The sequence below is a fragment of the Pseudescherichia sp. genome, from assembly GCF_031998825.1.
GTDB lineage: Bacteria > Pseudomonadota > Gammaproteobacteria > Enterobacterales > Enterobacteriaceae > Pseudescherichia.
In genome coordinates this window covers 1-14285 of record NZ_DAMACX010000073.1, presented here as the reverse complement: position 1 = coordinate 14285, position 14285 = coordinate 1, and the positions used below count along the sequence as shown (strand labels likewise).

General features: G+C 60.2%; 14 protein-coding genes. 3 read left to right on the top strand and 11 right to left on the bottom strand.

What is annotated here, in order from left to right:
- From folC to pdxB, 6 genes are all read right to left on the bottom strand, one after another.
- The coding region (gene folC / locus RTP97_RS20115; protein ID WP_312416789.1) for a bifunctional tetrahydrofolate synthase/dihydrofolate synthase at nucleotides 1–786 on the bottom strand (786 nt) is incomplete at its 3' end.
- A 69-nt stretch (nucleotides 787–855) separates the two neighbouring features.
- Nucleotides 856–1770 (bottom strand): acetyl-CoA carboxylase, carboxyltransferase subunit beta, encoded by a 915-nt coding sequence (accD, locus tag RTP97_RS20110; protein ID WP_312212304.1) that lies wholly within the window; start codon nucleotides 1768–1770, stop codon nucleotides 856–858.
- A gap of 103 nt (nucleotides 1771–1873) precedes the next feature.
- A complete protein-coding gene (locus RTP97_RS20105) occupies nucleotides 1874–2533 on the bottom strand; it encodes a DedA family protein (RefSeq protein WP_312212305.1) in 660 nt (219 codons plus the stop codon).
- 25 nt (nucleotides 2534–2558) lie between these two features.
- On the bottom strand, nucleotides 2559–3371 hold the full coding sequence (gene truA / locus RTP97_RS20100; protein ID WP_312416785.1) for a tRNA pseudouridine(38-40) synthase TruA: 813 nt from the start codon (nucleotides 3369–3371) through the stop codon (nucleotides 2559–2561).
- Nucleotides 3371–4384: an aspartate-semialdehyde dehydrogenase gene (locus tag RTP97_RS20095; RefSeq protein ID WP_312416783.1), complete on the bottom strand. Its 1014-nt coding sequence runs from the start codon at nucleotides 4382–4384 to the stop codon at nucleotides 3371–3373. The genes truA and RTP97_RS20095 overlap by 1 nt, the downstream gene beginning before the upstream one ends.
- Before the next feature lie 66 nt (nucleotides 4385–4450).
- The gene (pdxB, locus tag RTP97_RS20090; protein ID WP_312416781.1) at nucleotides 4451–5587 is read right to left on the bottom strand and encodes a 4-phosphoerythronate dehydrogenase PdxB; all 1137 of its coding nucleotides are present in this window, start codon (nucleotides 5585–5587) and stop codon (nucleotides 4451–4453) included.
- A 125-nt stretch (nucleotides 5588–5712) separates the two neighbouring features.
- On the opposite strand from pdxB, the gene flk reads away from it, so the two are divergent.
- Both flk and RTP97_RS20080 read left to right on the top strand, forming a co-directional pair.
- Nucleotides 5713–6720 carry a flagella biosynthesis regulator Flk gene (flk, locus tag RTP97_RS20085; protein WP_312416792.1) on the top strand — a complete coding sequence of 336 codons (1008 nt, stop codon included), beginning with the start codon at nucleotides 5713–5715 and terminating at the stop codon, nucleotides 6718–6720.
- Between the two features lie 82 nt (nucleotides 6721–6802).
- Nucleotides 6803–7867: an SDR family oxidoreductase gene (locus tag RTP97_RS20080; RefSeq protein WP_312416778.1), complete on the top strand. Its 1065-nt coding sequence runs from the start codon at nucleotides 6803–6805 to the stop codon at nucleotides 7865–7867.
- A gap of 47 nt (nucleotides 7868–7914) precedes the next feature.
- Here the strand turns inward: RTP97_RS20080 and RTP97_RS20075 are convergent, their stop codons facing one another.
- Together RTP97_RS20075 and fabB are read right to left on the bottom strand one after the other, a co-directional pair.
- Nucleotides 7915–9345: a 6-phospho-beta-glucosidase gene (locus tag RTP97_RS20075; protein ID WP_312416775.1), complete on the bottom strand. Its 1431-nt coding sequence runs from the start codon at nucleotides 9343–9345 to the stop codon at nucleotides 7915–7917.
- A 141-nt stretch (nucleotides 9346–9486) separates the two neighbouring features.
- Nucleotides 9487–10704: a beta-ketoacyl-ACP synthase I gene (gene fabB, locus RTP97_RS20070; RefSeq protein WP_312212311.1), complete on the bottom strand. Its 1218-nt coding sequence runs from the start codon at nucleotides 10702–10704 to the stop codon at nucleotides 9487–9489.
- Between the two features lie 158 nt (nucleotides 10705–10862).
- On the opposite strand from fabB, the gene mnmC reads away from it, so the two are divergent.
- Nucleotides 10863–12875 carry a bifunctional tRNA (5-methylaminomethyl-2-thiouridine)(34)-methyltransferase MnmD/FAD-dependent 5-carboxymethylaminomethyl-2-thiouridine(34) oxidoreductase MnmC gene (gene mnmC, locus RTP97_RS20065; protein ID WP_312416772.1) on the top strand — a complete coding sequence of 671 codons (2013 nt, stop codon included), beginning with the start codon at nucleotides 10863–10865 and terminating at the stop codon, nucleotides 12873–12875.
- A 99-nt stretch (nucleotides 12876–12974) separates the two neighbouring features.
- Here mnmC and RTP97_RS20060 read toward each other — a convergent pair whose 3' ends face one another.
- From RTP97_RS20060 to RTP97_RS20050, 3 genes are all read right to left on the bottom strand, one after another.
- Entirely contained in the window at nucleotides 12975–13250 is a 276-nt protein-coding gene (locus tag RTP97_RS20060) for a YfcL family protein (protein WP_312416769.1), read from the bottom strand.
- A 27-nt stretch (nucleotides 13251–13277) separates the two neighbouring features.
- Nucleotides 13278–13829 carry an elongation factor P hydroxylase gene (locus RTP97_RS20055; protein ID WP_312416766.1) on the bottom strand — a complete coding sequence of 184 codons (552 nt, stop codon included), beginning with the start codon at nucleotides 13827–13829 and terminating at the stop codon, nucleotides 13278–13280.
- Nucleotides 13826–14285 (bottom strand): TSUP family transporter (locus RTP97_RS20050; protein ID WP_312416764.1); only part of this gene is annotated, 460 nt, incomplete at its 5' end. The genes RTP97_RS20055 and RTP97_RS20050, both read right to left, overlap by 4 nt.

The following is a 14285-nucleotide window of genomic DNA, read 5'->3' as shown; positions in this document are numbered from 1 at the left end:
CAGGGCGGTGGCCGCATTTGGCTGCGGAACCTGGGGCAGCGGCAGCGCGTTCAGCTCGCCTGCCGCATCCTCAAACGTCCAGCTATTATCCGCCACTGCATAACGCCAGTCGACCCCACGGCGCAGGAGCTTTGCCCCCTTCTCCGCTGCCACGTCGGCAATAGTGTGCGGCATGTCGGGTTCCCCTACCACGGCAGGTTTACCACTGCGGAAGATACCGGCCTTCTCCCGGCCAATGCTCTCGCGATCCGGTCCGAGCCAGTCGGTGTGATCGAGGGCAATACTGGTGACTACTGCCACGTCCGCATCCACCATGTTGGTGGCATCCAGCCGTCCGCCCAGCCCGACCTCAAGGATCACCACGTCCAGCGCGGCCTGCTTAAACAGCCACAGCGCAGACAGGGTGCCGTACTCAAAGTAGGTCAGCGAGGTTTCGCCCCGGGCGGTTTCAATGGCGGCAAACGAGCGGGTATGCTCCAGCTCGGACAGCTCGCCGCCCTGTACGCGTACGCGCTCGGTATAGCGCACCAGATGAGGCGAGCTGTAGACGCCAACCCGGTAGCCCGCCGCCAGCAGAATCGACTCCAGCGTGCGGCAGGTGGTGCCTTTGCCGTTGGTGCCTGCCACGGTAAAGACGAAAGGCGCAGGCTTCAGTACCTCCAGCGCAGCGGCCACCCGGCTGACGCGCTCAAGTCCCATATCGATGGTTTTACCGTGCAGGTTTTCCAGATAAGAAAGCCACGTGGCCAGGGGCGACGTGGCTTGAGGAGTGCTTTTCGTTTCCATAGTGCCCGGGGATTGCTGCCAGTGTGAAAAGAAAAAAGGCAGAGCCGGCTGGCCCTGCCCTCTGGTTTATCAGATGCCGACTTCCTGATCCGGTACCGGCGGTACCACCACGCTTTCACGCGGTGCATCCGGGTTTGGCGCAGGCTGGTTCATCAGCTTCGCCAGGATGCTCGCCAGCTTCAGGCGCAGCTCCGGACGACGCACGATCATATCGATCGCGCCTTTCTCGATCAGGAACTCACTGCGCTGGAAGCCCGGCGGCAGTTTCTCACGCACGGTCTGCTCAATGACGCGCGGACCGGCAAAGCCGATAAGCGCTTTCGGCTCGGCGATGTTCAGGTCGCCCAGCATCGCAAAGCTTGCAGAGACGCCGCCCATGGTCGGGTCGGTCAGCACGGAGATGTACGGCAGACCGCGCTCCTGCATTTTTGCCAGCGCAGCAGAGGTTTTGGCCATCTGCATCAGGGACATCAGCGCTTCCTGCATACGCGCGCCGCCAGAGGCGGAGAAGCAGATCAGCGGGCAGTTGTCTTCCAGCGCCTGCTCAACGGCACGCACAAAACGTGCGCCGACGACTGACCCCATAGAGCCGCCCATAAAGGCAAACTCGAAGGCCGCCGCCACAACCGGCTGCTCGTGCAGGGTGCCTTTCATCACCACCAGCGCGTCTTTCTCGCCGGTCTCTTTCTGCGCGGTCGCCAGACGGTCTTTGTATTTCTTGGAGTCGCGGAACTTCAGCACATCTTTCGGCTCAAGCTCGCTACCCAGCTCCACCATTGACCCTTCGTCCAGCAGGCTATGCAGGCGATTACGCGCTGACATACGCATGTGGTGGTCACATTTCGGGCAGACCTCAAGGTTACGCTCCAGTTCGGCACGGTAAAGCACCTGACCGCAGCTGTCACATTTGGTCCACACGCCCTCAGGGATGCTTGCCTTGCGGGTGGGGGTAATATTGCTTTTAATTCGTTCAATCCAGCTCATTGATAACCTTTCTGCATGAACCTGGTAGCCCATAAATGGTGCACATTAAAACATAACAGTCGGCAACTTGGGACAAAAAAGTGGTCGAACCGTTGCCGGGTTCCTATTTTGCCTGTCGAGAAGCCGCCCGTCGATGACGAATAATTTCGACCACGCCTGGCAGGATAGAGAGCACGATAATCGCGACGATCATCAGCTTCAGATTCTCCTGCACCACCGGCAGATCGCCAAACAGGTAGCCTGCATAGGTGAACAGCAGCACCCATAGCAGCGCGCCGATGACGTTGTAGGCCGCAAAGTGACGATAGGACATATGGCCCATTCCCGCCACAAATGGCGCGAATGTTCTGACGATCGGCACAAATCGCGCCAGAATTATCGTCTTGCCGCCGTGCTTGTCGTAGAAGGCGTGGGTCTTATCGAGGTAGCTGCGACGGAAGATTCTGGAGTTGGGATTGCTGAAGAGCCGGTCGCCAAACAGGCGGCCAATGGTGTAGTTCACCGCATCGCCAAGGATCGCGGCGACAATCATCAGCATCACCATCATGTGCACGTTGAGATCGTTGCTCGGCAGCGCGGAGAGCGCCCCGGCCACAAACAGCAGCGAGTCGCCCGGCAGGAACGGCGTCACCACCAGCCCGGTCTCACAGAACAATATCAGGAACAGAATGGCATAGATCCAGATACCGTATTCGGCCACCAGCTCCGCCAGATGCACGTCAATGTGCAGGATAAAGTCGATCAGAAAGTAGATAAAATCCATGTCATTAGCCTTTGTCTGTCTGCATTTAGTCCGCTAAAAACAGCGGACCCATTGGCAACACGGGCAGGTCAAACCTGGCGGGATAGTCCACCGCCACCAGGTACAGCCCTTCCGCTTTTGCCGTTGCTGCTGCAAGCCGACGATCCTTTGCCGCCAACAGCTCTGCTATCCAGCTCTCCGGCTGGTTGTGGCTACCTACTTCCATCAGGCTGCCGACAATATTCCTGACCATATGATGTACAAAGGCATTGGCTTTGATATCGACCACCACATATGCACCGTAACGGGTGACGTTAATGTGCATCACGTTACGCCACGGCGTGCGCGACTGGCACTGTACCGCCCGGAACGAGGTAAAGTCATTCTCACCAATCAGGCACTGGGCGGCGCGCTGCATCCGCTCCGCGTCCAGCGGCTGATGGTAGTGGGTTACGCCCTGGCCAAGCACCGCCGGACGCAACCGATGATTGTAGATGACGTAGCGGTAACGGCGAGCCGTGGCGCTAAATCGGGCATGAAAATCATCGGGCACATCTTTCACCCAGCGCACCGCAATGTCACCAGGTAAATTCGCATTTACGCCCAGCGTCCAGGCGGCGTCTTTACGCAGGGCGGTGGTCTCGAAGTGCACCACCTGCCCTGTGCCGTGCACGCCTGCGTCGGTGCGGCCCGCGCAGAAGACCGAGATCGGCTCGTTAGCAACCTGGGAGAGCGCCTTCTCCAGCTTCTCCTGCACGCTGCGAACTTCGTTCTGCCGCTGCCAGCCGTAATATTTGCTGCCGTCGTACTCAATGCCCAGCGCGATCCGATAGACCGGCTTCTCCTGCACCTCTGACATCAGTAGAGATACTCCTGGACCAGCTTCTCAGCGATCTTCACCGCCATTAGCGCGCCACCGAAGCGTACGTTGTCCGCTACGGACCAGAACTGGATCTGCTCCGGCATGCCGTAGTCGTTACGCACGCAGCCAACGGAGAGCTGAGTATTACCGGAGGCATCGCCCACCTGGGTCGGGAATTCGCCAGCTTCGGAGAGAACGATATCTTCGCCACGGGCAAAGGCATCGCGTGCCTCTTCCGCCGCCAGCGGACGCAGGGCTTCAAAGCTCACCATCTGCGCATGGCCGTAGAAGACCGGCGACTGGACGCTGCTGACGGAGATCATCAGCCCCTCGTCCTGCAGCACCTTGCGCACCTGGTCAACGACGCGGCGCTCGTCAGGCACGCTGCCTTCGCCATCCACGCGCAGCGGCAGCATGTTGAACGCCAGCTGGCGGCCAAAATAGTCATCTTCGTCGACGGGAATGCCGTTGAGCAGCCTGGCGCTCTGCCCGGCCAGCGCATCTACCGCCGCCTTACCCTGGCCAGAAACCGACAGCAGGTTTGTCACGGAGATACGCGACAGGCCGCCCTCTTCAATCAACGGTTTCAGCGCGGTTAGCAGCTGGCTGGTGAGACTGTCGGCAACGGCAATCACGTTGCGGTTGCGGTAGTCGGCCAGCACGAAGGGGTTAACGTCGGGCACGACCAGCGGCACGTCCGGCTCCAGCGCAAACAGCCCGCTGGCGTCGATCACCAGGCAGCCCGCGTTGGTTGCCTCTTCAATATAGGTGGCTGAAGCCTCCGCCCCGGCCACGAAAAAGGCCAGCTGCGCCTGAGTCCAGTCAAACTCGGCGGCGTCCTGAACGTAGACAGTTTTCCCCGCATAGCGGAGATCTTTACCGGCGCTCTCCTGACGGGCTAGCGCATACAGATCGCCCACCGGGAACTGACGCTCAGCAAGCGTTTCGAGCAGGGCTTCGCCGACAGCGCCGGTCGCGCCCAGGATGGCAATGTTCCAGCCTTCTGACATGGTGGTTTACTCCAGACAATAGCAGTACGCTCCCCGCCGTCTGGCGGAGAGCGAAAGAGAATAAGTTTAGTGCGTCGGGTGATAGACGGCGCTAAAACCGAGCTTGTGCAGCAGGCTCGCCGCCTCGGCGTCGTCACACTGAATATAGAGCGATGACCACTCGCGGCGCTCAAGATAGTTTTTGCGCAGCTTATCAAATTCACCCGGGATGCCCGCCACTTTACGCAGGGGTGCATCGTCGCGGCGCACATCATACACCAAATGGGCTAATCTTTTCAGCGTTGGCTGATCGAGTGGCCCGTGCAGGGTGATGCGGCCAAATTCCGGCGCGGGCAGCAGGGTATCAAGAGCTACCTGCTGGCGGTGACCAATAAAGGCGCTGAAGGCCTCAAAGACCTGAGTGGTCCCGCGCGCCTTGCCCTCAAGCGTATAGCCTGCGATGTGCGGCGTGCCGATATCAACGCGCTTGAGCAGCTCGACGTTGAGATCCGGCTCCGGCTCCCACACGTCCAGCACCACGCTGAGATCCTGTCCGGCCTCAAGACGCGTGAGCAGCGCAGCGTTGTCCACTACCCTGCCCCGGCAGGCGTTGATGAGGATCGCGCCAGGTTTCAGGGCGCTAATCAGCGCCTCGTCGGCAAGGTGCAGGGTTTTATACGGCCCCTCTTTGAACAGCGGCGTATGGAAGGTGAGAATATCGGCCTCGCGGACCAGATCCTCCAGCGGACGGAAATCTTCCGCGTCGCCCCGATCGGCACGCGGCGGATCGCACAGCAGGGTGCGCACGCCCCATGCCTCCAGCCGCGCCTGTAAACGCGACCCAACGTTGCCAACGCCGACGATGCCCACGGTGCGATCTTTCAGCGTAAAGCCGTCGCGCTCGGCCAGCATCAACAGGGCGGAGAAGACATACTCCACTACCGCAATCGCGTTGCAGCCCGGTGCGGCCGAGAAACCAATCCCCGCCTCGCCCAGCCACTGCTGATCGACATGATCGGTTCCGGCGGTGGCCGTACCGACGAACTTAACGGCGGTCCCGCTGAGCAGCGATGCATTGACCTTAGTGACGGAGCGCACCATTAATGCCTGCGCGTCGGCCAGCGCCTCTACCGGGATCGGACGGCCAGGAACGGGTTTGACCTCGCCCAGACGGCTAAAGAGTTCGCGGGCATAAGGCATATTTTCATCAACGAGGATTTTCACGTTACGGTACCTGTATGAGAACGGGAGATAACGGCGCAAGTGTGCCATAATCTCGCCGCCAGGCATACCGACAATGCCGCAGACCGTTACGCGAGCCGCATACGTAAGAGATAAGGACAGAAATGATGCAACCCATTCAGGGTGCGCCGGCGCGCCCTCCCGGGCAAGAGCCGACCACTCCCCCCACCGCCGCAGGCGACCAGCCCCTCTCTACTCAACAGCGCACGGTGCTGGAGAGGCTGATTACCCGTCTGGTGGCCCTGACGCAGCAGCAGAGCGCCGAAGTCTGGGCCGGGGTGAAGCACGATCTGGGTTTAAAAAACGACGCACCGCTGCTCTCAAAGCACTTCCCTGCCGCCGAGCAGAGCCTGAGCCAGCGACTCGAGAGCGCCGTCCAGAATAACGCCAACCGCCAGGTGCTTTCGCAGCTGACGGAGCTGCTGGGCCAGGGTAACAATCGCCAGGCGGTGAGCGACTTTATCCGCCACCAGTTTGGTCAGACGGCCCTCAGCCAGCTCTCTCCCGAGCAGCTTAAAACCGTGCTGGTGATGCTGCAGAAAGGCGAGCTGGCAATCCCCCAGCCGCAGCAGCGCCCGGCCACCGATCGCCCGATGCTGCCTGCCGAACACAATACGCTCAACCAGGCGGTTACCCGGCTGGCGGCGGCTACGGGTGAGTCCAGCAAGCTTATCTGGCAGTCGATGATTGAGCTTTCCGGCGTCAAGACCGGAGAGCCGATCCCGGCGAAACAGTTTGCTCACCTGCTGACCTGGCTGCAGGCGCGCCAGACGTTAAGCACCCAGACGGCACCGACCCTGCATACGTTGCAGTCGGCCCTGAAGCAGCCCCTGGACGAGCACGAATGGCAGCGCGTTCAGGATTATGCCCAGCAGACGTATCAGGTGACGCCGCAGACGGTGCTGACCACCGCCCAGGTTCAGGATCTGCTCAACTACATCTTCCTGCGCCGCGCCGAGCGCAACGAGGCTCTGCTGGAGCCGCGTCATATCCAGCCGATCTATAACCCGCTGTTCGCGCCGGTGATGGAGTCGTTCCGCACGCTCTCTGCCCGCCCAGGCCTGATTGCTCTCGCCCTGCTGGTGGTGCTGGCGCTGATCTGGCTGGTGATTTAACGCGCGCCTGGTGCAGATAACCGGGATAAGAACGCAATTCTCTATTAGGCTTTTTATCTGGCCTAATTAAGAGGAGAGCGCGATGCGCAAAAAAGCATTGATAGTCGGAATCAGCGGCGTGATTGGTCGCGCCCTGGCAGAAAGACTACTGGAGGAGGGCTGGGAGGTGACTGGCCTGTCTCGTGGACGCGGCGAGGTACTGCCGGGCTGCACCAGCCTGACGGCAGATTTGACCGACGCGGCGGCGGTTAACGAGGCGCTGAAGTCGGTTAAACCCGATGCACTCTTCTTTAGCGTCTGGGCGCGTCAGGAGAGCGAGAAAGAGAATATTCGCGTAAACGGCGCAATGGTGAAAAACGTCATTGACGCGCTGGGTAACCGCCTGCACGGCGCGCACGTGGCGCTAGTGACCGGGCTTAAGCATTATCTTGGTCCCTTTGAAGCCTACGGCAAAGGCGCGGTGCCGGTAACCCCCTTCCGCGAGGAGCAGGGCCGCCAGCCGGTGGAGAACTTCTACTACGCCCAGGAGGACGCGCTTTTCGCCGGAGCGGAGAAGTATGGCTACCGCTGGAGCGTGCATCGTCCGCATACCATTGTCGGCTACGCGCTGGGCAATGCCATGAACATGGGCCAGACGCTGGCAGTCTACGCCACCCTGTGCCGGGAAAAAGGCTGGCCCTTTATCTTCCCTGGCTCTCCCGAACAGTGGAACGGCGTGTCGGACGTGACCGATGCTGGCCTGCTGGCCGAGCAGCTGGAGTGGGCGGCCACCAGCCCGGCGGCGGCTAACCAGGACTTCAACGCCGTTAACGGGGAGGTGTTCCGCTGGAACTGGCTGTGGCCGCGCCTCGCCGCGTATTTTGGTATTGAGGCCGCGCCCTACCCTGAGAAGATGATGCCGCTGGAGGGCCGGATGCTGGAGGCCGAGGCCGCATGGCGAACCATTGCCGCGCACCATCAGCTGCGCGAGGCGGACATCAACAAGCTAGTGTCGTGGTGGCATACTGATGCCGACCTGGGACGCCCGATGGAGGCCTTTACCGATATGAGTAAAAGCCGCAAGGCCGGGTTTATCGGCTATCGCAGCACGCTGGACTCCTTTACCGGGCTGTTTGACCGGCTGAAGAGCGAGCGCATTATCCCCTGATCGTCATGTGATGCCAGTCAGCGCAGCCGCTGACTGGCTTTTCCCGACTACAGCTTCTCGCCGTTGCTTCCGATCACCTCTTTGTACCAGTCGAACGATTTTTTCTTGCTGCGCGCCAGCGTGCCGTGGCCCTCGTTGTCCTTATCGACATAGATAAAACCGTAGCGTTTTTTCATCTCGCCGGTGCCCGCCGAGACCAGATCGATGCAGCCCCATGGGGTATAGCCCATCAGCTCGACGCCGTCCTCCTCTACCGCCTTCTTCATTTCACGAATATGGTCGCCCAGGTAGGCGATGCGGTAGCTGTCGTCCACCGTGCCGTCTGCCTCCAGCTTATCGATGGCACCAAAGCCGTTCTCGACAATAAACAGCGGCAGCTGATAGAGATCGTAGAAGTAGTTCAGCGAGTAGCGTAACCCCACCGGATCGATCTGCCAGCCCCAGTCGGAGGCTTTTACCCACGGGTTAGTGACCAGGCTTTTGGTTTCGTCATAGTCGAGGCGGGGGTTATCCTCCGTGGCCTTGGTGGCGAACGACATGTAGTAGCTAAAGCCAATGTAATCGACGCAGCCGCGCTGCAGGATACGCAGATCCTCCTCGGTGATATCGAGATTAAACGCTTTGCGCGCAAAGTAGTTCAGGGTGTGTTTCGGGTAGGTGCCGCGGACGTGCACGTCGGCAAACCAGTAGCGGCGGTGCATGGCGTTGACCGACATCATCATGTCGTTGGGATCGCAGGTGAGCGGATAGACCGGGCACATGGCGATCATGCAGCCAATCTGGAAATCCGGGTTAATGGCGTGCCCCGCTTCTACCGCCAGCGCGCTGGCTACCAGCTCATAGTGCGCGGCCTGGTACATGATCTTCTCGCGATCTTCGCCCGGCTTGTAGTGCAGCCCCGAGTTGGTGAACGGCGCAAAGTCCTCGTTGAAGTTGGCCTGGTTGTTGATCTCGTTAAAGGTCATCCAGTACTTCACTTTCTTCTGGTAACGAGTGAAAACGGCTTTGGCAAAGCGAACGAAGAACTCAATCGTCTGGCGGTTGCGCCAGCCGCCGTATTCGGTGACCAGGTGATAGGGCATCTCAAAGTGTGAGAGGGTGATCACCGGCTCGATGTTGTACTTCAGGCACTCGTCGAAGAGATCGTCATAGAACTGCAGCCCGGCCTCGTTCGGCTCCAGCTCGTCGCCGCGGGGAAAGATACGTGTCCAGGCGATGGAGGTGCGGAAGCATTTAAAGCCCATCTCCGCAAACAGCTTAATGTCCTGCGGGTAGCGATGGTAAAAGTCGATGCCTTCATGGTTGGGGTAATATTTCCCCTCGATGACGCCTTCGGTAATCTCTCGCGGCACGCCATGCCGCCCGGCGGTCATCACGTCCGCAACGCTGACGCCTTTACCCCCCTCCTGCCAGCCGCCTTCCAGCTGATGCGCGGCGACCGCACCGCCCCAGAGAAAATCTGCTTTAAATCCAGGCATCTGTACCCTCCTCTTCGTTGGAATCTACTCGAGGATAGCAACCGATGCGGCAGATTGCCGGACGCATGTCACATAATTGCCTACGGCGTTAGCCATAAAAAAAGGAGCCACGAGGCTCCTTTTTATGTTGCCGAAGGGCAATTATTTGTTCAGCTTGCGCATCACCAGCGTGGCGTTGGTGCCGCCAAAGCCGAAGCTGTTGGACATCACGGTGTTCAGCTGACGCTCGGTGGTCTCGGTGACGATGTTCAGACCTTCTGCTTTCTCGTCCATCTCTTCGATGTTGATGCTCGGGGCGATAAAGCCGTGCTCCAGCATCAGCAGGGAGTAGATCGCTTCCTGCACGCCCGCCGCGCCCAGCGAGTGGCCGGTCATCGCTTTAGTAGCAGAGATAGCCGGGCTGTTGTCGCCGAACACTTCACGGATCGCACCCAGCTCTTTCACGTCGCCTACCGGGGTAGAGGTGCCGTGGGAGTTCAGGTAGTCGATCGGGGTGTCCAGACCGTGCATCGCCATCTGCATGCAGCGCACCGCGCCTTCGCCAGACGGAGCCACCATGTCAGCGCCGTCGGAGGTAGCACCGTAGCCCACGATCTCAGCATAGATTTTCGCGCCGCGTGCCAGAGCGTGCTCCAGCTCTTCAACCACGACCATACCGCCGCCGCCTGCGATAACGAAACCGTCACGGTTAGCATCGTAGGTACGGGAGGCTTTCGCCGGATCGTCATTGTACTTGGTAGAGAGCGCGCCCATCGCGTCGAACTCACAGGCCATTTCCCAGCCCAGCTCTTCGCCGCCGCCGGCAAAGACGATGTCCTGTTTGCCCAGCTGGATCTGCTCAACCGCGTTACCGATACAGTGTGCAGAGGTCGCACAGGCGGAGCTGATAGAGTAGTTTACGCCGTGGATTTTGAACGGCGTCGCGAGGCAGGCGGAGACCGCCGAGCCCATCGCTTTGGTGACCACATACGGGCCAACCGCTTTCAGGCCGCGCGGGCTACGCATAGCGTCTGCACCAAAGACCTGGGCTTTGGAAGAGCCGCCGGAACCAGCGATCAGGCCCACGCGTGGATTGTTCTGGTAAACCTCTTCGCTCAGGCCAGCATCCGCGATGGCCTCCTGCATGGAGAGGAAGGCATAAATGGCGGCATCGTTCATGAAACGCACCACTTTGCGGTCAATCAGGCCCGTGGTGTCCAGTTTTACATTACCCCATACGTGGCTGCGCATACCGGAATCGTGAAATTCCTGGGAGAAAGTAATCCCTGAGCGCCCTTCACGCAGAGATGCGAGGACTTCCTGCTGGTTATTACCGATGCTGGAAACGATGCCCAAGCCAGTAATCACTGCACGTTTCATTCAATACCTCTGTAAGTCGCACTATTTTAAGATTCGATTCGCAAGATAGCGTACAGTTGTACGCCGAACAAGTCCGATCAGCCAATTTCTGGAGAAATTTGCGCCAGCGGGCCGACATCGTTAAGATCGTGCCACTGCCTGCCACACGAGTAACTTACGTGAAACAAACCGCTATACAATCTGCCAACCTCGAATTCAACGCTGAGGGTACACCTGTTTCCCGAGATTTCGACGACGTCTATTTCTCTAATGATAATGGACTTGAGGAGACGCGCCATGTTTTCCTCGACGGCAACCAGCTAGGCACCCGTTTTCCAGTGCACCCGCGCCCGCTGTTTATCGTTGCCGAAAGCGGTTTCGGCACCGGGCTGAACTTTCTTACGCTGTGGCAGGCGTTTGATGCGTTTCTGCTCTCCCACCCGCAGGCTACGCTGCAAAGATTACACTTCATCAGTTTCGAAAAATTTCCGCTAAGGGCAGCGGATCTCGCCCAGGCGCACCGGCACTGGCCCGAGCTGGCCCCGTGGGCTGAGCAGCTCCAGGCGCAGTGGCCGCAGGCTATACCGGGCTGTCACCGTCTGCTGCTGGCGGGCGGACGCGTCACGCTCGATCTCTGGTTTGGCGATATCAATACTTTAACCGAAGCGCTGGATGATTCACTCAACCAGAAGGTTGACGCCTGGTTTCTCGACGGCTTCGCTCCGGCGAAAAACCCGGATATGTGGACGCCGTCGCTGTTCGATGCCATGGCCCGTCTGGCGCGCCCAGGCGGCACGCTCGCCACCTTTACCTCCGCTGGCTTTGTCCGTCGGGGATTGCAGGAGGCGGGCTTCACCATGCAAAAAAGAAAGGGGTTTGGCCGCAAGCGTGAGATGCTGACCGGCGAGATGCAGCAGACGCTCAGCATCCCACGGCGCACGCCGTGGTTTACCCGTACTCCAGCGATGAACAACGAGGCCGCGATTGTCGGCGGCGGTATCGCCAGCGCCCTGCTCTCTCTGGCTCTGCTGCGTCGCGGCTGGCAGGTGACGCTCTACTGCGCCGACGACGCGCCCGCCCAGGGAGCGTCCGGCAATCGTCAGGGGGCGCTCTATCCGCTGCTGAGCGCCCACGATCCGGCCCTGGCCCGCTTCTTCCCCGCCGCCTTTACCTTTGCCCGCAGGCACTACGACGCCCTGCCGGTAGAGTTCGATCATGACTGGTGCGGCGTCACCCAGCTTGGCTGGGACGAGAAGAGCCAGCAGAAGATTGCCCAGATGCTTAGCCTTGAACTCCCCCCTGACGTGGCCGTGGCGGTAGATGCCGAAGCGGTTACAGCCACAACCGGGGTGGAAATCGGCTGCGGTGGTATTCAGTATCCGGCAGGCGGCTGGCTCTGTCCGGCCCAGCTCACCGCTGCCGCGCTGGAACTGGGGGTTGCCCAGGGCCTGCGGGTGCATTATCAGTCCGAGGTTAACGCCCTCACTGCCACAGAGGCGGGCTGGCAGCTAGCGTTTACCCATGGTGAAAGTGCCTGCCATCAGACGGTAGTGTTAGCGAACGGCCACCGGGTTAATCAGTTTACCCAAACCGAGAACCTGCCGGTCTACGCCGTCGGTGGCCAGGTGAGCCACATCCCTACCCGTCCCGGCCTGTCGGCGCTGCGTCAGGTGCTGTGCTACGACGGCTACCTGACGCCGCAGGATCCTGCCAACGGCGAGCACTGCATCGGCGCGAGCTACCATCGCGGCCAGCAGGAGGCGAGCTACAGCGAAGAGGATCAGCAGCACAACCGCCAGCGGTTAATCGACTGCTTCCCGGAGGCCGGGTGGGCGGAAGAGGTAGACGTCAGCGGCAAATCCGCCCGCTGTGGCGTGCGCTGTGCCACACGGGATCACCTGCCTATGGTCGGCAACGTCGCCGATTATGACGCTACGCTGGAGCGCTATGCGGACCTGGCCGAGCATCAGGAGAGCGCTGTCTCGGCTCCGGTGCATGCGGGGCTGTATATGCTTGGCGCGTTGGGTTCACGCGGGCTGTGCAGCGCGCCGCTGGCGGCAGAGATCCTGGCAGCGCAGATGAGCGACGAGCCGATCCCGCTGGAGGCTGAGACCCTGGCGGCGCTGAATCCTAATCGTCTGTGGGTGAGAAAACTGCTGAAGGGTAAGGCGGTGAAGCGCGCTCAGGTGTAACGATGGTTTCGCCGGGCGGCACTGCGTTTGCCCGGCCTACGGTGGCTCGGTGCCGTTTGTAGGCCCGGTAAGCGTAGCGCCACCGGGCGTGACCGTATCTTAGGCTTTGGCCTGCTGGTAGAGCCTCTCCCACATCTCCAGCACCAGCACCCGATCGCGCGGAGAGAGCTCGCCGCCCTGAATCGCCTGCTCAAGGCTGGAGGTCACCTGGGCGTAAACCGCCTCCGGGGAGTGATCGTCACCGTTTTCCAGCACGGCGACGGCCAGCGTCAGGTGGCCGCTCAGGTAACCGCTGGCGAAAAGCTCATCGTCACTGGCGTGCTCAACCATGTCATCAATTAACGCCAGAATGCGTGATTCAAATTCCGCGATCATCTTCTTTCCTCTTTAAAAACCGTGGCGCTAGTTCAGATCGTCCGGCCACGGGAACTGGTCTGCCGTTAAGGACGGCGTGTGATAATAATCCTGTAGTGCCTTGATAAACCGCGCCGGACGCTCGGGGATCCCCTGCTCCAGCCAGCTCATCACCTGGGCATGCACCCGGCGCTGGAAGGCGATGCGATCCGGCTCAACGTCGCCTTCGAGGTTGTCGCAGCTGACGTTAAATGGGAAACCGGCCGCCACGCAGAAGAGCCACTCGAAAGACTGAGGCTTCACCTCAACGTCTTCAAACTGCCCCTGGGTAGCGGCATCGCGACCATCCGGGCAGTACCAGTAGCCGAAGTCCACCAGCTCCCGGCGTGCCTTACCGGCGACGCACCAGTGTGAAATCTCATGCAGGGCGCTGGCGTAAAAGCCGTGGGCGAAAACGATCCAGTGATAGTCAACCTCATCATCGGCCGGGAGGTAGATAGGCTCGTCGTCGCCCTTTACCAGGCGCGTATTAAAATCGTCGGCAAAGCAGCCGTTGAAGATCTCAATCAGCTGTTCGTAGCGGTGTGTCGTACTGCTCATGCGTGTATCCCCACCCAGTGGAGGATCTCCTGTCCGTGACTGTCAAAAAGAAGCTTGGCGCTCATCACCGCCGAGACGATAACAATCATCGGACGGATCAGCTTCTGACCTTTGCTCAGCACCAGCCGCGAGCCGAGGCGCGCGCCGATAAACTGCCCGGCAAGCATCACAAACCCGGTGGCCCATACCACCTTGCCGCCGATAATAAACAGCAGTAGGCCACCGAGATTGGAGGTGGCGTTAAGCACCTTGGCGTGCGCGGTAGATTTCGCCAAGTTAAAGCCGCAGAGCGTGACAAACGCCAGAGCGTAAAATGACCCCGCACCGGGGCCGAAAAAGCCGTCATAGAAGCCGACGCAGCCGCCGGCCACCAGCGCAAACGGCAGGCCGTAGAGACGACGCTGGCGATCCTCTTCCCCCAGCTTCGGCATCAGTAAAAAATAGAGGCCGATACCG